The 18,430-nt window shown below is 55.8% G+C and carries 18 protein-coding genes; 10 read left to right on the top strand and 8 right to left on the bottom strand.

From position 1 onward, the window contains the following. Positions 1-4: 4 nt before the first annotated feature. The 5 genes from ACA373_RS12385 to ACA373_RS12365 form a co-directional block, all read right to left on the bottom strand. Positions 5-1,729 (bottom strand): NADH-quinone oxidoreductase subunit C, encoded by a 1,725-nt coding sequence (locus ACA373_RS12385; RefSeq protein WP_370734564.1) that lies wholly within the window; start codon positions 1,727-1,729, stop codon positions 5-7. Between the two features lie 39 nt (positions 1,730-1,768). Then, entirely contained in the window at positions 1,769-2,722 is a 954-nt protein-coding gene (locus ACA373_RS12380) for a respiratory chain complex I subunit 1 family protein (protein ID WP_253455230.1), read from the bottom strand. Between the two features lie 10 nt (positions 2,723-2,732). Further along, positions 2,733-4,625 (bottom strand): proton-conducting transporter membrane subunit, encoded by a 1,893-nt coding sequence (locus tag ACA373_RS12375; RefSeq protein ID WP_370734563.1) that lies wholly within the window; start codon positions 4,623-4,625, stop codon positions 2,733-2,735. Continuing rightward, the gene (locus ACA373_RS12370) at positions 4,622-5,224 is read right to left on the bottom strand and encodes a 4Fe-4S dicluster domain-containing protein (protein WP_370734588.1); all 603 of its coding nucleotides are present in this window, start codon (positions 5,222-5,224) and stop codon (positions 4,622-4,624) included. The genes ACA373_RS12375 and ACA373_RS12370 overlap by 4 nt, the downstream gene beginning before the upstream one ends. A 145-nt stretch (positions 5,225-5,369) precedes the next feature. After that, entirely contained in the window at positions 5,370-5,837 is a 468-nt protein-coding gene (locus ACA373_RS12365) for a formate hydrogenlyase regulator HycA (protein ID WP_253455228.1), read from the bottom strand. Between the two features lie 341 nt (positions 5,838-6,178). Between ACA373_RS12365 and hypA the strand changes: the two genes are divergently transcribed. From hypA to flhA, 6 genes are all read left to right on the top strand, one after another. Beyond that, the gene (gene hypA / locus ACA373_RS12360; RefSeq protein ID WP_253455227.1) at positions 6,179-6,523 is read left to right on the top strand and encodes a hydrogenase maturation nickel metallochaperone HypA; all 345 of its coding nucleotides are present in this window, start codon (positions 6,179-6,181) and stop codon (positions 6,521-6,523) included. A gap of 25 nt (positions 6,524-6,548) precedes the next feature. Beyond that, the gene (gene hypB / locus ACA373_RS12355; RefSeq protein ID WP_370734562.1) at positions 6,549-7,355 is read left to right on the top strand and encodes a hydrogenase nickel incorporation protein HypB; all 807 of its coding nucleotides are present in this window, start codon (positions 6,549-6,551) and stop codon (positions 7,353-7,355) included. Next, a complete protein-coding gene (hypC, locus tag ACA373_RS12350) occupies positions 7,346-7,618 on the top strand; it encodes a HypC/HybG/HupF family hydrogenase formation chaperone (protein WP_253455225.1) in 273 nt (90 codons plus the stop codon). The genes hypB and hypC overlap by 10 nt, the downstream gene beginning before the upstream one ends. 3 nt (positions 7,619-7,621) lie before the next feature. Next, a complete protein-coding gene (gene hypD, locus ACA373_RS12345) occupies positions 7,622-8,779 on the top strand; it encodes a hydrogenase formation protein HypD (protein ID WP_301251395.1) in 1,158 nt (385 codons plus the stop codon). Beyond that, positions 8,776-9,792: a hydrogenase expression/formation protein HypE gene (hypE, locus tag ACA373_RS12340; protein ID WP_301251393.1), complete on the top strand. Its 1,017-nt coding sequence runs from the start codon at positions 8,776-8,778 to the stop codon at positions 9,790-9,792. The genes hypD and hypE overlap by 4 nt, the downstream gene beginning before the upstream one ends. A gap of 76 nt (positions 9,793-9,868) precedes the next feature. After that, positions 9,869-11,959, top strand: a complete 2,091-nt coding sequence (flhA, locus tag ACA373_RS12335) for a formate hydrogenlyase transcriptional activator FlhA (protein ID WP_253455222.1) — start codon at positions 9,869-9,871, stop codon at positions 11,957-11,959. Between the two features lie 70 nt (positions 11,960-12,029). Here the strand turns inward: flhA and ACA373_RS12330 are convergent, their stop codons facing one another. Next, positions 12,030-12,878: an MBL fold metallo-hydrolase gene (locus ACA373_RS12330; protein ID WP_370734561.1), complete on the bottom strand. Its 849-nt coding sequence runs from the start codon at positions 12,876-12,878 to the stop codon at positions 12,030-12,032. Positions 12,879-13,101: 223 nt separating this feature from the next. Between ACA373_RS12330 and ACA373_RS12325 the strand changes: the two genes are divergently transcribed. After that, on the top strand, positions 13,102-13,443 hold the full coding sequence (locus ACA373_RS12325; protein ID WP_253455220.1) for a hypothetical protein: 342 nt from the start codon (positions 13,102-13,104) through the stop codon (positions 13,441-13,443). Positions 13,444-13,513: 70 nt separating this feature from the next. Here the strand turns inward: ACA373_RS12325 and ACA373_RS12320 are convergent, their stop codons facing one another. Beyond that, positions 13,514-14,797, bottom strand: coding sequence for a cystathionine gamma-synthase family protein (locus tag ACA373_RS12320; protein WP_253455219.1), 1,284 nt, complete (start codon positions 14,795-14,797; stop codon positions 13,514-13,516). A gap of 561 nt (positions 14,798-15,358) precedes the next feature. Here ACA373_RS12320 and ACA373_RS12315 point away from each other — a divergent pair. The 3 genes from ACA373_RS12315 (at position 15,359) to hpt (ending at position 17,602) form a co-directional block, all read left to right on the top strand. Further along, on the top strand, positions 15,359-16,201 hold the full coding sequence (locus ACA373_RS12315) for a YPO3983 family protein (RefSeq protein ID WP_370734560.1): 843 nt from the start codon (positions 15,359-15,361) through the stop codon (positions 16,199-16,201). Continuing rightward, on the top strand, positions 16,191-16,655 hold the full coding sequence (locus ACA373_RS12310) for a DUF943 family protein (RefSeq protein ID WP_370734559.1): 465 nt from the start codon (positions 16,191-16,193) through the stop codon (positions 16,653-16,655). The genes ACA373_RS12315 and ACA373_RS12310 overlap by 11 nt, the downstream gene beginning before the upstream one ends. A gap of 410 nt (positions 16,656-17,065) precedes the next feature. Then, positions 17,066-17,602, top strand: coding sequence for a hypoxanthine phosphoribosyltransferase (hpt, locus tag ACA373_RS12305; protein ID WP_301251385.1), 537 nt, complete (start codon positions 17,066-17,068; stop codon positions 17,600-17,602). 61 nt (positions 17,603-17,663) lie between these two features. Here the strand turns inward: hpt and can are convergent, their stop codons facing one another. Next, the gene (can, locus tag ACA373_RS12300) at positions 17,664-18,329 is read right to left on the bottom strand and encodes a carbonate dehydratase (protein ID WP_253455217.1); all 666 of its coding nucleotides are present in this window, start codon (positions 18,327-18,329) and stop codon (positions 17,664-17,666) included. Positions 18,330-18,430 lie beyond the last annotated feature (101 nt).

The raw sequence follows: 18,430 nt of genomic DNA, 5'->3' as shown, positions 1-18,430 counted from the left end.
CTCCTTAAAGCGGCGAGTTTTTGCGTTCAATGCCGTAACGTTCGATCTCTTTGTAAGGCACGACGACGGTGGTTTTCTTACGTACGTCGACCACCGTCATCCTGTCGGTGCAGGAATAGCAGGGGTCAAGGCTGCCGATAATCAGCGGCGCGTCCGAAACGGTATTGCCCCGCAGCATGTAGCGCAGCGTTGGCCAGTTGGCGTAGGTCGCCGCGCGGCAGCGCCAGCGAAACAGCTTCTGGTTGTCGCCGGTCATGCTCCAGTGCACGTCATCGCCGCGCGGCGCTTCGGCAAAGCCCAGCGCGAAACGGTGGGGAATATAGGTAAAGCCTTCGCTCATCAGCGGCCCCTGCGGCAGATTTTGCAGGCCGAACTCGATCATATTCAGCGAGTTAAACACTTCGTGGATGCGCACCTTCAGGCGGGAATAGACGTCGTTGCCGGTTTCGCTGTGAAGCGTAAACGGCAGGCTGGCATAGCCGGCATAGGGATGATCCGCCCGCATATCGCGGCGGTGGCCGCTGCCGCGTATCATCGGGCCGACGTTACTGAAATCGCGCGCTATCTGCGGGTCTAACAGGCCGACGCCGACGCTGCGCTGTTCGGTATTCGGCGTACTGAGCAGAATATCCACCAGGTCGTTCAGCTCGCCGCGCATCCCTGCTGACAGCGCGATAGTCTGGATCATGTCCTCTTTCAGAATGTCGCGACGCAGGCCGCCAATCAGGTTCATCCCGTAGGTTTTACGGGCGCCGGTCAGGATTTCCGCCATTTTCATCGACTGCTCGCGCACGCGGAAAAACTGCATAAAGCCGGAATCGAAGCCGACGAAGTGGCAGGCCAGGCCCAGATTCAGCAGATGGCTGTGCAGACGTTCAACCTCCAGCAAAATGGAACGGATAGTCTGGGCGCGCGCCGGCACCACAATGCCCATGGCGTTTTCAACCGAGGTGGTATACGCCACGCTGTGGGTAAAGCCACAGATGCCGCAGACGCGATCGGAAAGAAAGGTGACTTCGTTGTAGCCCATGCGGGTTTCGGCCAGTTTTTCCATGCCGCGATGCACGTAAAACAGCCGGTAGTCGGCGTCAATAATGTCTTCGCCGTCGACGAAAAGGCGAAAGTGTCCGGGTTCGTCAGAAGTGACGTGAAGCGGGCCGATTGGCACAATCGTGCTCGCTTCCTTTGTTTCAGAGATAAAGGGATAGGTTTCGTTATCGGTCGTTGGGGCAGGCCGCTGGCGGTAATCCATCGCGTCTTTACGCAGCGGATACAAATCGTCTGGCCAGTCATCCGGCAGCACCAGGCGGCGTTCATCCGGCAGGCCGACCGGGCGCAGGCCATACATATCCCGCACTTCGCGCTCGCCCCAGACGGCCGCCGGGACGCGCGGCGTGACCGAAGGGAACTCCAGCGAGACGGGATCCACCTCGGCGCGCACGGTGATCCAGCACTTTACGCCTTGCTCCATTGACAGCACATAATACAGCGCGTAATTGCCGCACAGCGTGCGCTCATCATTGCCAAACAGCACGGAAAGCCAGCCGCCCTGCTGATAATAGAGCCACTCCACGACCTCCGGTAGCGCGTTCAGCCTGACGGTGACGGTGGCCTGCGTATCGGTCTGCCATTCGCTGTAGAGCAGCGCCGCAGGAAACTGTTTTTCCAGCGCCGCCAGATAGTGCAGGCCGACCGGATGTTGATTTAATGCCGTTGTGACTTCACTCATTATAAAACCTCTTCCCGCCGTGGCGGGACAAGAAAAATGTCAGCCCGCTATCAGCCAGGAAACCAGCGCCAGAAACGCCAGGCCGAATCCCGCCCAGGTGGTGCGGGAAGTGTTTAAAAAGCGCAAACGCGCCACGCTGTTTTCAATGAGCGCCACCAGCAGCACGGCAACCAGCAGTTTTGCCAGACAGAGCGCGGTGGCGATCAGCAGGCCGAACGGCGTTGGCTCCGCCGCCAGGCCAAAGGGGAGAAACAGGCCGAGAAACAGCTGAAGCACCACCAGCTGCTTCAGGCTGAGGCCGAGTTTCAGCACGCCCAGCGTCGCGCCGGAATATTCGGTCAACGGGCCTTCCTGCAGCTCCTGCTCGGCTTCGGCCATATCGAACGGCAGCTTGCCCATTTCGATATAGGTGGCGAAGGCGCAGGCCAGCCCGGCCAGCAGCAGGGTCAGCGAGGACGAAAGCGGCCAGTGCAGCACCTGCGCGCTAATGGCGCTAAGCGCGGTCGAACCGGCAACCAGCGCGGCTATCCACAGGCCCAGCAGCAGGATGGGTTCGACCAGCACGCCCAGCACGGCTTCCCGGCTGGCTCCGATGCCGGTAAAAGGGCTGCCGGTATCCAACCCGGCGATAACAAAGACAAAGCGCGCCAGGGCGAACAGATAAATAAGGGTGATGAGATCGCCTGCGCCAGCCGCTGGCGAAGCAAGCGTTACCACGGGCAGCGCGCTGGCAATGACCAGCAAGATGCCGGTGAGGAGCCAGGGCATAGTGCGAAAAGCCGGGCCAGAAGCCGCCGGCGCCACGCTCTGCCGCTGTAACAGTTTGGCGATATCGCGATACTCCTGGAGTACGCCAGGCCCCTGGCGATTATGCATACGGGCGCGCAGCACGCGGCTGATGCCGGTAAACAGCGGCGCGATGGCCAGCAGCCCTGCCGCCTGGATAAGCGCCAGCGGCCACAGCGAACCGGTAAGAACAAAGGGAAAAGTCATCGTCAGTTCCTCAGGCCAGCGCCGCGACCAGCAGCACGGCCAGTTCAATAAACGCCAGGCGGCGGCACAGCGCAGCCAGCCTGCCCTGATGCAGGGCCGTCGTCAGGGCGGCAGGCAGCAGACGCTGGCGCAGACGATACAGCGGCGCAAACATCACGCGCAGCGGCTGAGCGAAACCGGTGGCGGTTACCACCATCCCGGCGGAATGAGCGTAGCCACAGGCCCAGGCGTCGCCGCGTCGCCGGTTCGGCAGGCGGCTGCCGCGCAGCGCAACGGCAATAAGCCAGGGCAGCAGCGGCATCGCCAGCAGTAAAATCGCCACCATCGGAGCGGAAACCGCCGACGTAGCCGAGAAGACGGCGCCATGCTGCGTAACGACAGGCGCGGTCATATGCAGCACGTCGGCGGCAACGAGGGAAAACAGGGGAACGATCCAGGGAGACGCGACGCCAGACACCACGCACAGCAGCGCCGGGATAACCACGCTGAGCGTGACCGCCAGAGGAGCAGGGCTGGCCCCGGCGGTGCCGCCGCGTGGGCTGCCCAGAAAGGCAACGCCAAAAACTTTGGCGATACACATCAGCGCCAGCGCGCCAGTCAGCGCCAGCCCGACGGCAAGCAGCGGGCCGAGCAGGCGAGTCAGCCAGAACGGGCTGCTGCCAAGCTGGAAAAAAGACTGGTAAAGCAGCCATTCGCTGGCAAAGCCGTTTAGCGGCGGCAGAGCGGCCATCGCCATCAGCGCAATCAGCATTGCGCCCGCCGTCCACGGCATCAGACGCGCCAGCCCGCCGAGCCGCTCAATATCTTTCGTCCCGGTCTGCCTCTCTATTTCGCCCGCGCCTAAAAACAGCGTGGTTTTAAACAGGCCGTGGTTAAAGAGATGGAACAGACCGGCCAGCAGCGCCAGCGCTGCCAGCAGCGGCAAACGCAGCGTGACGCCAATCATCGCGCCGCCCACGCCCAGCAGAACGATCCCGACATTTTCCAGCGTGTGGTAAGCCAGCAGGCGGCGGATATCATGTTCCATTAGCGCGTAAAGCCCACCGATAAAGGCGGTTAGCATCGCCAGCAGGATGACCAGCACGCCCCACCACAGCGGCGGTGCGCCCAGTAGATCCAGCCCGACTTTGATTACCCCTAAAATGCCGACTTTCATTAACGCCGAAGAGAACAGCGCGGCGGCATGAGCGGGGGCGCTGGTGTGCGACTGCGGCACCCAGCCATGCAGAGGAATAATCCCGGCGTAAAGCCCGAAGCCGGTCAGCGACAGCAGAAAGGCCGTCGACCTGACGCCCGCAGAAAGCTCGCTGTGCCGCAGCACGTCAAAGTTCAGGCTGCCGCTGGTGTGATAAAGCAGGCCAAAAGCCAGCGCCAGGCAGAGCGTGCCAAGCCGCGCGGACAAAAACTGATTTAAGCCGGCGCGACGGCTTTTCACGTCGTCATTCTGCACAATCAGCAGTCCGGCGCAGAGCGCGGCCAGCTCCATCGACAGGATCAGTTGCACCGCGTTGACGGCCAGCACGGCTGTCGTCAGCGTCGCCATCAGCAAATGGCACAGCAGGCCAGCCCGCGCGCGAACAGGCCGACCGACGCTGCGCAGCCAGACCCAGGCGTACAGGTTGCAAAATAGCGCGGGCAGCCAAATAGCCAGCAGCAGCAGCGCGTTCAGCGGGCTGAAGCCTGCCTGAAAAGAGAACGGCGGCAGGGCGACGGTCAGCGCGTCACCGGGCAGGATTTGCATCGCCGCCGCTATCGTCGCCAGAGAAGCCACCAGGCCGCCGCTGCTAAAAACAGCCGCGCTGACACGGGCAGCCCCGGCGAGCAGCCAGCCGATGCCGCCGCTCAGCAGCAGGAGCAGCAGCGCAAACGTCAACAGCGGCGCGGGCGAAAAAAGGGAGGTCATGATGGGTTCTCCTTGCCAGAGATAAACAGATCGACAGGGAGCGAGCTGGCCGCATTCAGGCGCTTCCGTTGACTGGCGTGCAGGGACAAATCGACGGTAACCAGCTTGATGGCCTGGGTCGGACAGGTTCTGACGCAGGCGGGGCCATCCTCGCTAAAACTGCACAAATCACATTTCACGGCCACCGCCCGCACGCCCGGCACGCAATCAAGGAAAGGGCTGAGCGGACGCGGCGGCAGCGGGGCAGGCAAGGCTTTCGGCGTGTTGCAGTCGCGGGGCGTTGCTACCGGCGTGCTGCCGGAAAAAGTGATGGCGCCAAACGGGCAGGCGATGCCGCATAGCTTGCAGCTGACGCACAGATTCTCATTCAGCTGAACAGCGCGATCCCGCAAGGTAATAGCGTTAACCGGACAAACTTTGGCGCAGGGCGCATCCTCGCACTGGCGACACATCACCGGCGCGGAATCCTGAAGGTTGCGCATTACCTCCAGGCGCGGCGCGGACTGCAGACCATAACGCTGATGTTCCTGTGAGCAGCTGGCTACACAGGTATTACAACCGATACAGCGTCTGGCATCGGCTATCACATAATGATTCATGGCGGTCGGGCGGCTCATGAAATCTCCTTGGGATTTCGTCAAAAGTGACGAAATTGACGTTGAAAACAGAGTTTCGTCATTTATGTCGTCATTACTGCCCCTGTGCAGGCCATCAGATCTATTCCAGGGGATAATGGCTGGCCTGTTAAAAGGCTTTAATTAACTTTTCCAACTGCGGATGGATTGGGGTGCTGCTATGAATGGCGTCATAAATACACTGATAAATAGCGGCTATTTTATTCAGGTAGTGATCAAGCACGGCCTGCCTGTCGTGAATATCAACAGCGTTATCAATACGGCCGTCTTCGGTTAATGTCGCCCGGGAAAAGGCCTGAAAATCTTCCGGCTCGCCTGGCTGAGCCATATTAAGGCTGTAGACGATTTGCTGACTGTAAAAGTCAGCCTGCAAATGGATGCTAATAATAAAATGGTTAAATAAGACAAAATGGATGCCGCGCTCGTTGCTGCAGGTGAATTCATGATTAATGTTGTGACTGGAAAGGGCTACGGCCTGCGTCAGCGCGTTCTGATAGGTACGCCAGTGCGCTTTCAACTGGTTGTTTTTACTGGCGATATACTCAGCCTGGTCGGCCAGTTCGCTAAGGGAGCTCATAAGCATTACCACGGGTTAAGGTGAACAGGATGCCGTTTCGACATTGCTATTACGCCGACGAAACAGGATTGCTGAGAACCTATTGGCATAAAGTGTGCCAGGTCATGAAAATATTCTAAAACACTTTGTAGTTCATCAATTTAAAGGCGATTGGCGGTAATCTCTTTGCCCGATTATTTAGCGCTGTCGATGTCAAAGACATGTCATTTCGTCATATCTGACGGTCAGTTAAATACGCGTTTCTTTCCGGCTCTGGCCATATCGATAAGGCATAAACGCCGTGTCGAAAAAAGCTGGCATTGATATTGCAAATTACTCCTCAGCATCCGAGGAGAAAGGCAATGCACGAAATTACTTTGTGTCAAAACGCCGTAGAAATAATGCAGCAGTTTGCCCTGCGTCATCATGCCCGACGTATTACCTCCGTATGGTTGGAAGTCGGCGCGTTTTCCTGTGTCGAGCCCGAAGCGCTGCGCTTCTGTTTCGACCTGGCCTGTCGGCAAACGCTGGCGGAAGGCTGCGATCTGCATCTTGATACGCCAGCGGCGGTCAGCTGGTGTCACGACTGCCAGCGCGATATCACCTTATTGATGGCGGGCGTGCTGCTCTGCCCGGACTGTGGCGGACGTCGTCTGCGGGTGATTGCGGATGACGGCATGAAAATTAAACGTATCGAAATTGAATAGCGGGCCAGCGCCCGGGGAGAAAATTATGTGCAGTACCTGCGGCTGTGCCAGCGGCGAGCTTCGTATTGAAGGCGTGAGCGGCGACGCCTTGCATTCTCACGATGGCGGCGGCCATTGCCATCACCACGGCGGCCATGCTCACAGCCATCAGGAGCGCGCCCATGGGCTGCCTTATGCGCCGCGCCGTCTGGTCGATATAGAAACCGAAGTCCTGGCAAAAAATAACCACATCGCCGCGCATAATCGCGAGCATTTTGCCGCCGCGTCCATTCTGGCGCTGAATCTGGTTTCCAGCCCCGGTTCGGGTAAAACAACCCTGCTGACGAACACTCTGCTGCGCCTTGCGCCGCTGCAAGCGTGCGCCGTTATCGAGGGCGATCAGCAAACCGCTAACGATGCCGAGCGCATCCGCGCGACCGGCGTCCCGGCGATTCAGGTCAACACCGGCAAAGGCTGTCACCTGGATGCGCAAATGGTGCATCAGGCGGTACATCAGCTGGCTCCTGAAAACCACAGCCTGCTGTTTATCGAAAACGTCGGCAATCTGGTGTGCCCGGCCAGTTTCGATCTTGGGGAGCATTGCAAAGTGGCGGTACTGTCGGTCACGGAAGGGGAAGACAAGCCGCTGAAATATCCCCATATGTTCGCAGCGTCGCGCCTGATGATCCTGAATAAAATCGACCTGCTGCCTTACCTGAATTTTGACGTTGAAGCCTGTATCGCTAACGCGCGGCTGGTCAATCCACAGATTGACGTCATTCAGCTGTCGGCCACCACCGGAGAAGGCATGGCGCGCTGGCTGGCATGGCTGGAGCAACAGCAATGTGCATAGGCATTCCGGGGCAGATTGTCGCGCTGCATGAACAGCACAGCGATCATGCCTGGGCTGAGGTCTGCGGCCTGCGTCGCGAAGTCAATATCGCCCTGGTCTGTGGCGATAACCGCGAGGCCTTGCTCGGAAGCTGGGTGCTGATCCACGTGGGTTTTGCGCTGGCCCGGCTGAACGAGCAGGAAGCGCAGGAGACGCTGGCCGCCCTTCATGCCATGGAAGAGCTGGAAGCCGACGTGGCGCTGTTCCTGGCGGGTGAGAGGTAAAATATGCGTTTTGTTGATGAGTTTCGCGATCCGGCGCTGGCGAAGAAGCTGCTTGAACGGCTTAACCAGCAGGCGACGCGGCTGCCTTTTACCGCAGAAAAACCGATGCGGATAATGGAGGTGTGCGGCGGGCATACCCATGCCATTTTTAAATTCGGCCTGGATAAGCTGCTGCCGCCACCGCTGGAGTTTATCCACGGGCCGGGCTGTCCGGTCTGCGTGCTGCCTATGGGCAGAATCGATGCCTGCTGTGAGATTGCCGCCCGGCCAGACGTCATTTTTTGTACCTTTGGCGATGCGCTGCGCGTGCCGGGCAAGCAAGGCTCGCTGTTACAGGCCCGCGAGCGCGGCGCGGACGTCCGCGTGGTTTACTCGCCGCTCGATGCGCTTAAGCTGGCGCGGGAAAATCCCCGGCGGCAGGTGGTCTTTTTTGCGCTGGGCTTTGAAACCACCATGCCGGTTACTGCCGTTACGCTGCAACAGGCAAAGCGGCAGCGGCTCGGCAATTTCAGCGTGTTTTGTCAGCATATCAGCCTGATGCCCACCTTACGCAGCCTGCTGCAGCAGGACGATGTTCGAATTGACGCGTTTCTGGCGCCCGGCCACGTCACCATGATCACCGGAACCGCACCATACCGGTTTATCCATCAGCAATTTGGCAAGCCGCTGGTGGTCAGTGGGTTTGAGCCGCTGGATATACTGCAAAGCGTCCTGATGCTGGTGGAGCAGGTGTGCGAGTCAGGCTGTAAAACAGAAAACCAATATCGACGCGTGGTGCCGGAAGAGGGGAACCTGCTGGCGCAGCGGGCGATACGGGAAGTCTTTCAGCTTGCCGGCAGCAGCGAGTGGCGCGGACTGGGGCTGATTGAGGCATCCGCTATTTCGCTGACCGAAGCCTATGCCGGTTTTGACGCCGAACGGCGCTTTACACCGGGCACATACGCCGTCGCCGATCATCCCCAGGCGCGCTGTGGCGATGTGCTCACAGGACGTTGTAAACCGCACCAGTGCCCGCTGTTCGGTACCGCCTGCACGCCGCATAACGCCTTTGGTGCGCTGATGGTTTCTTCCGAAGGCGCCTGCGCCGCCTGGTACCAGTATCGGCACCAGGAAACCCCGGCGGAAGTTCCGCCAGGGGCAGCTACGAGGGTAACCGAATGACGGCACAAACCGTAACGATGGCGCACGGCAGCGGCGGCCGCGCCATGCAGCAGATGATTGAACGGATGTTTCTGCAGGCGTTTGATAATCCCTGGCTTAACGAGCGGGAAGACGGCGCCCGGCTGTCGCTGGCCGATTTTACCCGTCAGGGCGACCGGCTGGCTTTTTCCACCGACAGCTATGTTATCGATCCCATTTTCTTTCCTGGCGGCAATATCGGCAAGCTGGCGGTCTGCGGTACAGCGAACGATCTGGCGGTCTGCGGCGCCATACCCACTTACCTCTCCTGTGGTTTTATCCTGGAAGAGGGCCTGCCGCTTGACGATTTGCAGAGCATCGTCAGTGCCATGGCGCAGACCGCGCAGCAGGCTGGCATCGCTATCGTTACCGGTGATACCAAGGTAGTTCAGCGTGGCGCAGCCGATAAGATCTTTATTAACACGGCAGGGATCGGTGCGATCCCAACGGCGGTGAAATGGGCGGCCAGCACCGTTCAGCCAGGAGACAAGATCCTGGTGAGCGGTACGCTTGGCGACCATGGCGCCACTATTCTGAATCTGCGCGAGCAGTTGGGAATGGATTTGGACGTGCAGAGCGACTGTGCGGTGTTAGCTCCCCTGATTGCGCCGCTGCGTTTGCTGCCCGGCGTGCACGCGCTGCGCGACGCCACGCGCGGCGGCGTCAATGCTGTCCTGCACGAGTTCGCCGGGGCCAGCGGGTTGGGTATCTCAATAGAGGAAAATGCCCTGCCGGTAAAGCCTGCGGTAAGAGGGATTTGTGAACTGCTGGGGCTGGAGGCGCTGAATTTCGCTAACGAAGGCAAGCTGGTGCTGGCGGTTTCCGCCCGGGCAGAGCAGCAGGTGTTAAGCGTGTTGCGCAATCATCCGCTGGGCGCGGATGCGGTCACTATCGGCGAGATGACGGCAAATCCGCAGGTCTGCTTACGCGGCGCGCTGGGGGTTTCGCGCCAGCTGATGTTACCCCATGCAGAGCCTTTGCCGCGCATTTGTTGACCTTAATAAAAGCGTATCGGATCTGACTTTCTTTGCGCAATTCTCTTTCTTATCAGAGGTTATCCAGGGTAAAGCTATGCAAACTGCCACTCTAAGCAACACCAAACAAGAAGGATTGTTGACGCTGACGCGAACCCTGCTGCGGCAGCAAACCATGAGCTCGCTGTTGCAAGCCCTGACCCAGGTGGTACAGCGCGTGAATATGGCAGAAGCCGTCACGCTGCTGCTGTTCGGCAACAATGCCCGCGTCCATTTTTACGGCACCGATGCGATGCATCAGCCGATTGTGTATGAGGATGAGACGCTGCTGGCAAGCGGCCCGGTGCATTCACTGCGTAAAACGGCAAGCACGCAGGTCTGGCGTGGTGAAGCGCTGCATCGGCATTATCCGCAGCTGGCCGCGCTGGATCTTTATCCGCCGTTTACCGACTACTGCCTGGTGCCGCTAACAGGGCCGTCCGGCGTGCTGGGCGGCTGCGAATTTATGCGTCAGAACGGCCAGGCGTTTACTGTTGAAGATAAAAAGGCGCTGAATGAGCTGTGCCTGCTGGCTGCCGTGGCGGTTGAACAGATCCAGCTGCATGAGAATGCCCAGCTACAGCAGTCGCTGTTGCGTCATGAACGGGATGATTTTCGTCTTTTGGTCGATATTACTAACGCAGTCATTTCCCGCCTGGATCTGGATGAACTGACCGGTGAAATTGCCAAAACGATCCACCACTTTTTTCATATCAACGCCATCAGCATCGTACTGTGCGACGTGGATAAAACGAGCGAGCAGGCAAATGTTTACACCACTCACTATATAGAGGCGCACGTCGCGGAGCGTGAACAGTCCCGCATCACGCTGGTCGGCACGCTGGAAGAGCAGGTGATGAAAAGCGGTGAAAGCCTGCTGATCAACGTGCCGCCCGCAAAAGGGCAGGAGAAGGTGCAAAACGCCCTGTTTCAGCAGCTGTGGCCTAATCAGGTCAAAACGTTATGTATTCTGCCGCTGCGTTTTAAAGACAAAACGCTGGGCGTGCTGAAACTGGCCAAGACGCAGCCCGACAACTTTACGCCCGCCAACCTGAGGGTGTTGCAGCAGATTGCCGAGCGCATCGGCATCGCGGTAGATAACGCGCTGGCCTATCAGGAGATCAAGAGCCTGAAGGAGAAGCTACAGCATGAAAATCTTTATCTGACCGAGCAGATCAACAGCCACAATCCCGATTTCAGCGATATCGTTGGGCGAAGCGCCAGTATGTCAAAAGTGCTGAAACAGGTCGAAATTGTGGCGAAAAGTGACTGTTCTGTATTGATCCTTGGTGAAACCGGCACGGGCAAAGAGCTGATTGCCAGGGCGATACATAACCTGGGCGATCGGCGTGACAAACGCATGGTAAAGATGAACTGTGCGGCAATGCCCGCCGGCCTGATGGAAAGCGAGCTGTTTGGCCATGAGAAAGGCGCGTTCACCGGCGCGACGGCTCAGCGTATGGGCCGTTTTGAGCTGGCCGATCAGGGGACGCTGTTTCTGGACGAGGTGGGTGAAATTCCTTTAGAACTGCAGCCCAAGCTGTTGCGGATCCTCCAGGAGCAGGAATTTGAACGGGTCGGCGGAAGCAAGCAAATTTCCGTAAACGTGCGGATAATCGCGGCGACTAACCGCGATCTGAGCCAGATGGTGGCCGACAGGGCTTTCCGTAGCGATCTCTATTATCGGTTAAACGTCTTCCCCATTGTGATCCCGCCGCTGCGCGAACGTCCGGAGGATATTCCGCAGCTGGTGAAGTTCCTGACCTATAAAATTTCCCGCCGTATGAAGCGGACTATCGACAGCATTCCGGCAGAAACGTTGAGGTTGCTCAGCCGTATGCCGTGGCCGGGCAACGTGCGTGAGCTGGAAAACGTGATTGAGCGTGCGGTGCTGCTGACGCGCGGCAGCGTGCTGGATTTACAGCTTCCTGAGCTGAATTATCCGCTGCCGATCGCCGATGTGCCCAGCCTGGCGGCGGAAGCCTCGGCCCCACCGCTAAGCGGGGAAGATGAACGCGAGCGCATTATTCAGGTATTAAAAGAAACCAACGGCGTCGTCGCCGGGCCGCGCGGTGCGGCGGTTCGTCTGGGGCTGAAACGGACTACCTTGCTTTCCAGAATGAAAAAAATGGGGATCACAGGAAAATAACGGCTTCCATCAGCGCTGGCCTGGTGAAAAGTGCATAAGGTAGCCCCTTGCAGGGGAAAGCCCGGAAAGCTTATCGGTTTTGGTCAGGCGGCGAGCCTCCGGCGATCATCCGCTCCAGCTCGCGGAAATCATGGCTGCAAAACAAACTGATTTCCGCAGAGTGATGGCGGGCCAGCTCGCGCAGGCGCTGCTGATTAACGCGTCTGACGTCGTTATCGGCGGCCATAAACCACTGATAAAACCGCAACCCCGGCGTACAGTGGCGCGGATGCTCAAGCTCGCGCTGATAAAACCACGCATCGCCGCCGTGCAGCAGCCAGCCGGTATCGGTCTGCACCGCTATTCCCGCATGGCCTTGCGTATGACCAGGCAAAGGGATCAGCAATATTTCCGGCGACAGGCCTTTTAAACCGGTGACGGCATCAAAGCCAAACCACTTTTCACCGGATGCGTGATAACCCGTCCAGCCTGAAACGCCGCTCCACTGGCCAGGCCGATAACGGGAACGGGCCAGCCAGCTGTCGCGCTGCCGGGAAGTATCGATTTCCCGCTGCATCAGATGGATTTGCGCCTGCGGAAAATCGGTCAGCCCACCGGCATGGTCAAAGTCCAGATGGGTCAGCACGATATGGCGAACGTCCGAGGCCTGGTAGCCCAGCGCCAGGATTTGCGACAGCGCTGTCAGAGAGGGGTTGCGCTGAATATTGTTCATCACGCGGAAAAAAGTGGCTAAGCGGCTGCCGGGCGCGCGCATATCTTCCGTACCGAATCCGGTATCAACCAGCACCAGCCCGCTGTTTTCCGTTTCGATAAGCAGGCAATGGCAGGCAAGATGCGCCCGGATGCCTTTGCTGAAACCGTCATAAAGCGCGCCGCCAACGGGACACATACAGCCACAGTTAAGATGAATAACCTTCACGGATTCTCCTCCAGCAGGATCGGTTCATAGCGGAATCAATAAGTGTAGGCGTTTTCCTGGACTCCTGACCGCAGGTAAAACCAGCCGGAAGATGTCGTTGCTTCGCGATTTGTCCGTTATTCCTTCAGAAAATTTTATTGGAGCGGACGGCGTGGTGCCCGGTCTGGACGTAAAAACATTTCCTGTTACAATCCCCGCTCTTAAAAAAAGCCAGGATAAAAAGATGAAAATGAAAGCATTATTAGGCGCGGTATTGGCGGGAAGCCTGCTGCTCAGCGGCTGTGGCATGGTTGATAATGCGGTACGCACCGACGAAAGCATTAAAGAAAAAGCAGCTTTCGCGCTGGGCACTACGGCGGATAAAGTCATCATCACGCAACGTACCAGCGATATCGACTCGGTCAGATTCCATGCCTCTACTCAGGGCAAAGTCTTCCAGTGCTATTACTCTACGGCTGGCATCAGCAGCGATGCTATTTGCTCTCCGACGGATGGCTCTTCTCTGCCAACGGCAGCGGGTTCTGCCTCGTGCAACGCATTGCTGAAAGCCGCACATAAGTGCTGAGTCCAGTCTGATATATGGCCCCGGCTGACGGTTTTGCCGGGGCCGCGTACAACCTGCTACAAGAAAACGGTCACACCTTTTCCAGCGCCAGGCGTAGATCCTCAATCAGATCGTCTTTGTTTTCGATGCCGATAGAGACGCGAACGGTAGCCTCATTGATGCCGATACGCGTGCGCACCTCCGCCGGGACGCCGGAATGCGTGGTGCTGGCAGGATGGCTGGCGAGTGATTCGGTGCCGCCAAGACTTACCGCCAGCTTAAACAGCTGGAGCGCATTCAGCAGCTTAAAGGCAGCCGCCTGGCCGCCGACCACGTCGAATGAGAACGTCGATCCCGCGCCGCTACACTGTTGTTGATAAACCTCTGCGGCTGGCGAACCGGCTTCCAGAAACGGCAGATAGTGCAGTTTTTCAATTTTTTGATGCGATTGCAGAAACGCGGCGACGGCGGCGGCATTGTCGTTGGCGCGCTCCATACGCAGCGACAGCGTTTCCAGCGAGCGGCCGATCATCCAGCAGGAGTGCGGATCGAGCTGGGTACCAATCGCGCTGCGCAGCGCTTTAATCTGTTTAATCAGCGCCTTGCTGCCCATCACCGCACCGGCAATCAAATCGGAATGGCCGCCGACATATTTAGTCAGCGAATACAGCGACAGATCCGCGCCGTGTTCGGTTGGACGCTGAAAGACCGGCCCGAGCAGCGTGTTATCACAGGCAATAATCGGACGATGCTGCTGCTGCTGTGCTATTTCATCAGCCACGCGTTTAATCAGCGCGATATCCACCAGGCTGTTGGTAGGGTTAGCGGGCGATTCAATGAGGATCATCGATACGCGTCCCTGTTTCATTGCCTCTTTTGCCGCTGCCCGTACGGAGGCCTCATCCACGCCGTCGGCAAACCCGACCGACGCCACGCCCAGCCGACGAAAAGTTTTGGTCAGCAGGGTTTCGGTGCCGCCATATAAAGGCTGCGAATGCAGAATGGCGTCGCCTGGCTCGACAAAGGCCAGCAGGGCGGTAGAAATAGCCGACATGCCCGAAGAGAACAGCGCCGCGCTTTCGGTGCGCTCATAAATCGCCAGCCGATCCTCGACGATTTCGCTGTTGGGATGATTAAAGCGTGAGTAAACCAGGCCGTTGCCTTCGCCTTCCGGCGGCTCGCGACGACCGGAAACGTAATCGAAAAAGTCGCGGCCTTCTTCGGCGCTGGTAAAAATAAAGGTCGAAGTCAGGAACACGGGCGGTTTCACTGCGCCTTCGGACAGCGCAGGATCGTAACCGTAGTTAAGCATTTGCGTTTCAGGCTGTAGTTCACGATTGCCGAGATGCGTTTTTTTTGCGTGTTGCGTCGCCATGGGTTCTCCTGACCAGCGAGGGTAAATAAGCGATCGCATCTTAGCCTTACCGCCTTAACGTTATTAAATAATTTATTGGACTATCGTTAAGCTTTTACTGAAAATATTCAGGCCTTCCGGAAGGCTATATGTCTGTTAGCATGAAATTCAGTTGCTGTTATTCTTCGCTGAAGGAAAAGCAGCAAAAAAAGCGGCGGGATGAACGGATTGATCGGGATGAAATATAACGACGACAGGATTTTTTCCAGCAAAAGGTTTTACAAAAAAATTTTTGACAGCGTCCATTAAGCAATGGAAAAGCTATTCATTGGTTTTAATTAACGGAACGCTGTTGGCTATGCCGCTGACCTTTCCATTAGCGCTATATTCCCCAGACCTTTGGCTATCTTGCTTTTCCGATTTTGCGGGCTGGAAAGGTATGAAACGGATACACTCCGCTCAAGCGGGCAAAATTCTTAATTTTTTTTCATTTAAATGACGGGCGTTTACAGGCGATTTGAGCGGCGCTAGATTTACATCTAGCTGAAAATTTTCAGGAGTAACCCACAAGGAAGCGATACCATGTCTGCATTACAATTTCCCTGTACAATTTTCAAAACACAAAAAAGGATGGAAGATTACAGCGCCAGTGATATGCATTGTGGCGATTTATCAGAATTTCAGCTGAAAAGAGCGTCTCATCTGGTCGATGTATCCACCCGAGTCAATCCTTACACATTGACCAAAATCACCCCATTTAATCAACCTCAATCAAGATTCTATGGCTCCCGTAGCGAAGGTGAGAAAATTTCCCGGCAAGAATGTGCCAAAATCCTCTTTGATGAATTCCGACACCTTTCGCGGACATTTTCCATTTACGGACCTTACAGCCATCTGATTGAAAAAATGATAACCCATATGCAGAATGGCAACGGTATGCCTTTTCAGGATACGTCTTTGGATAGTGCGTTAAAAAAGCATATTCTAAATGATAATTCTAAAAACAATACGCGTCTTTTGTTAACTAAAGTCGTTGGTAAAAACATAGACTGGGGAAAGGGTTACTTTCCTTTAGCGCAAAAAAAAGAGTTAACAAAAGCGATCCTTAGAGGGAAATTACCTAAGTTTGATCGGTTGCAGGATAGTTTTAACGGAATGGGGATTACAGTACATGATGTATGGGCTACACATATCGCTATAAAATCACTGCATATTGAAAATGAGCGGTACCGCGCGCTTGTGAATTACAAAATACAGGATCATTTTGGCCTGGATAGTGAAGATATTTCAGCGTTAAAATTTAATCAGTTCCGTTTTTTTCGCATCTGGTTTTTGCTTCAACGATACAACCTGTTTGGCTTTAAACCCTTTATGACCAATATGGAAACCACTGTGGAAATTACCGGGAGACGTGATGAAAACTAATAAAAAATTATTGAGTACGTTGTTACTGGTTGGTAGCGCGTCACTGGTCTATGTTTTTTTGTTGTTTTTTCGCCCTGTGGTAATAGTTGCCGTTCACGAGGACGGGAACTTCAGTGATGTCATAGTAAAAAATGTTCCGTTTACCGATCGGGGTAAAATAGCCTGGTGGCTTAAAAATAAAGATAAGCTAAAAAACCGTTACGGCATCCCTAAACCAGCATTATATGGAAATTACACCATTAGCTTTTGGTTATTTGGTGATGGCTATAAAGAAGAGGGCAAGTATGACAGGTTATGTTTTAAGGATATGCAAACTGATAAGAACTGCATTGATAAAAACAGAGTGTTTTCAATAGATAAGAGCAAGAATAAGGGGACTATCTTCGTTGTGTATGATGGCGATGATTACCGACTGGAAGAAAATGGGGAAGTAATAAAAATTGACCATAATTAAAGCTTTATTTGTTGCGTAGTGCCCAGGGGAAAATCTTCCTTCCCCCGCTGATTTCTTATCATGTTTCAGCCGGGTACTGAGATACGCTGATAACGGACACAGCTAAAAACATTCATCACCGGCCTTCAGGGAAGTTATTGCCCCCTTTTTCGGAGATCGGCAATGCAAGACAAGGGGTAATCTAACCCCTGAGCTTTTGCCGCCGGCCAAAAGCGGCGATTTGTTCGCATGCTTTCAGTTCATCCGGCAACCATCCCTGATATAATCCCCCTCCTTAAGAGGTTCTCATGCTATCGCCGTTGTATTGGATTGTGTGGTACTCCGTACAGCAATCGGTGTGTCAATATCGACTTTTCATACACGCTTTACATGATGTTTAACTGAATAAAATCAGTGAGATAAGCTAATTTATGAAACACACTGTAGAAGTCATGATCTCCGAGCAAGAGATCGCCAAACGCATCGCTGAACTGGGCCAGCAGATCACCGAAAACTACCGCGACAGCGGTAGCGAAATGGTGCTGGTCGGCCTGCTGCGCGGTTCCTTTATGTTTATGGCGGATCTCTGCCGCAGGATTGAGGTATCGCACGAGGTCGATTTTATGACGGCTTCCAGCTACGGCAGCGGTACGTCCACCACGCGCGATGTGAAAATCCTTAAGGATCTGGATGAAGATATCCGTGGCAAGGATGTGCTGATCGTGGAAGACATTATCGACTCCGGCAATACGCTGAGCAAAGTGCGGGAAATCCTGCGCCTGCGCGAGCCAAAGTCGCTGGCAATTTGTACGCTGCTGGATAAGCCTGAACGGCGGGAAGTGGAAGTGCCGGTGGAATACGTGGGCTTCACTATTCCTGATAAATTCGTGGTGGGCTACGGCATCGACTACGCCCAGCGCTATCGCCATCTGCCTTACGTAGGCCACGTGGTGATGCTGGAAGAGTAACGCTCACCGCACGATCGACTAAGGCCGGATTTCCCGGCCTGATATATGATCCGGCCGGAGATCAGCTCGGGTTTTGCAAGCCTTTCAGCGCGTTAGCGATACCTTTATGGTGACGCTCTTCAAGCACGTCCATGCTGGAAGCGCCGACTTCCAGGTCGTGCAGGTGGCCATCCTGAATACCGTAAACCCAGCCGTGAATTTTGACATTCTGACCGCGTTTCCATGCCGACTGCATGATGGTGGAGTGGCCCAGGTTATAAACCTGCTCGATCACGTTGATTTCACAAAGTTTGTTAAAACGCTGCTCCGGCGTCGGCAGCTGTTTCAATGACGAACTATGCTTGTACCACAGATCGCGGATGTGCAGCAGCCAGTTGTTGATCAGACCCAGTTCCGGGTTCTCGACCGCCGCCTGCACGCCGCCGCAGCCGTAGTGGCCGCAGATAATGATGTGCTCCACCTGCAGAACCTCCACCGCGTACTGCACAACGGAAAGGCAGTTCAGATCGGTGTGAATAACCAGGTTAGCTACGTTGCGATGAACGAACAGTTCGCCCGGCTCCAGGCCGGTCAGACGTTCGGCTGGTACACGGCTGTCGGAACAGCCAATCCAGAGAAAACGAGGCTTCTGCGCCAGCGACAGGCGTTCAAAAAAAGCCGGGTTCTCTTCTTTCAGCAGGCGAGACCACTCGCGGTTGTTACTAATGAGAGTATCAATATCTTTCATTTTTATAGCGCCATAACTTGATATGCGTGGCAGTAATATAGGCCATCAAACTGTGATTGAAAACGCTAAACAAGAAAACCATACAAAACAGGGCAATCCTT

Source organism: Erwinia sp. STN24 (assembly GCF_041320675.1).
Classification (GTDB): Bacteria; Pseudomonadota; Gammaproteobacteria; order Enterobacterales; family Enterobacteriaceae; genus Erwinia; species Erwinia aeris.
This window is presented reverse-complemented; position numbering and strand designations above follow the sequence as displayed.

Coding starts and splice junctions, on each gene's coding strand:
- ACA373_RS12385 (WP_370734564.1), bottom strand. CDS start 1,729: ATGAGTGAAGTCACAACGGCATTAAATCAACATCCGGTCGGCCTGCAC.
- hypA (WP_253455227.1), top strand. CDS start 6,179: ATGCACGAAATTACTTTGTGTCAAAACGCCGTAGAAATAATGCAGCAG.
- hypC (WP_253455225.1), top strand. CDS start 7,346: ATGTGCATAGGCATTCCGGGGCAGATTGTCGCGCTGCATGAACAGCAC.
- ACA373_RS12310 (WP_370734559.1), top strand. CDS start 16,191: ATGAAAACTAATAAAAAATTATTGAGTACGTTGTTACTGGTTGGTAGC.
- ACA373_RS12315 (WP_370734560.1), top strand. CDS start 15,359: ATGTCTGCATTACAATTTCCCTGTACAATTTTCAAAACACAAAAAAGG.
- ACA373_RS12325 (WP_253455220.1), top strand. CDS start 13,102: ATGAAAATGAAAGCATTATTAGGCGCGGTATTGGCGGGAAGCCTGCTG.
- ACA373_RS12375 (WP_370734563.1), bottom strand. CDS start 4,625: ATGACCTCCCTTTTTTCGCCCGCGCCGCTGTTGACGTTTGCGCTGCTG.
- ACA373_RS12370 (WP_370734588.1), bottom strand. CDS start 5,224: ATGAATCATTATGTGATAGCCGATGCCAGACGCTGTATCGGTTGTAAT.
- ACA373_RS12365 (WP_253455228.1), bottom strand. CDS start 5,837: ATGAGCTCCCTTAGCGAACTGGCCGACCAGGCTGAGTATATCGCCAGT.
- hypB (WP_370734562.1), top strand. CDS start 6,549: ATGTGCAGTACCTGCGGCTGTGCCAGCGGCGAGCTTCGTATTGAAGGC.
- hpt (WP_301251385.1), top strand. CDS start 17,066: ATGAAACACACTGTAGAAGTCATGATCTCCGAGCAAGAGATCGCCAAA.
- ACA373_RS12320 (WP_253455219.1), bottom strand. CDS start 14,797: ATGGCGACGCAACACGCAAAAAAAACGCATCTCGGCAATCGTGAACTA.
- ACA373_RS12380 (WP_253455230.1), bottom strand. CDS start 2,722: ATGACTTTTCCCTTTGTTCTTACCGGTTCGCTGTGGCCGCTGGCGCTT.
- flhA (WP_253455222.1), top strand. CDS start 9,869: ATGCAAACTGCCACTCTAAGCAACACCAAACAAGAAGGATTGTTGACG.
- hypE (WP_301251393.1), top strand. CDS start 8,776: ATGACGGCACAAACCGTAACGATGGCGCACGGCAGCGGCGGCCGCGCC.
- hypD (WP_301251395.1), top strand. CDS start 7,622: ATGCGTTTTGTTGATGAGTTTCGCGATCCGGCGCTGGCGAAGAAGCTG.
- can (WP_253455217.1), bottom strand. CDS start 18,329: ATGAAAGATATTGATACTCTCATTAGTAACAACCGCGAGTGGTCTCGC.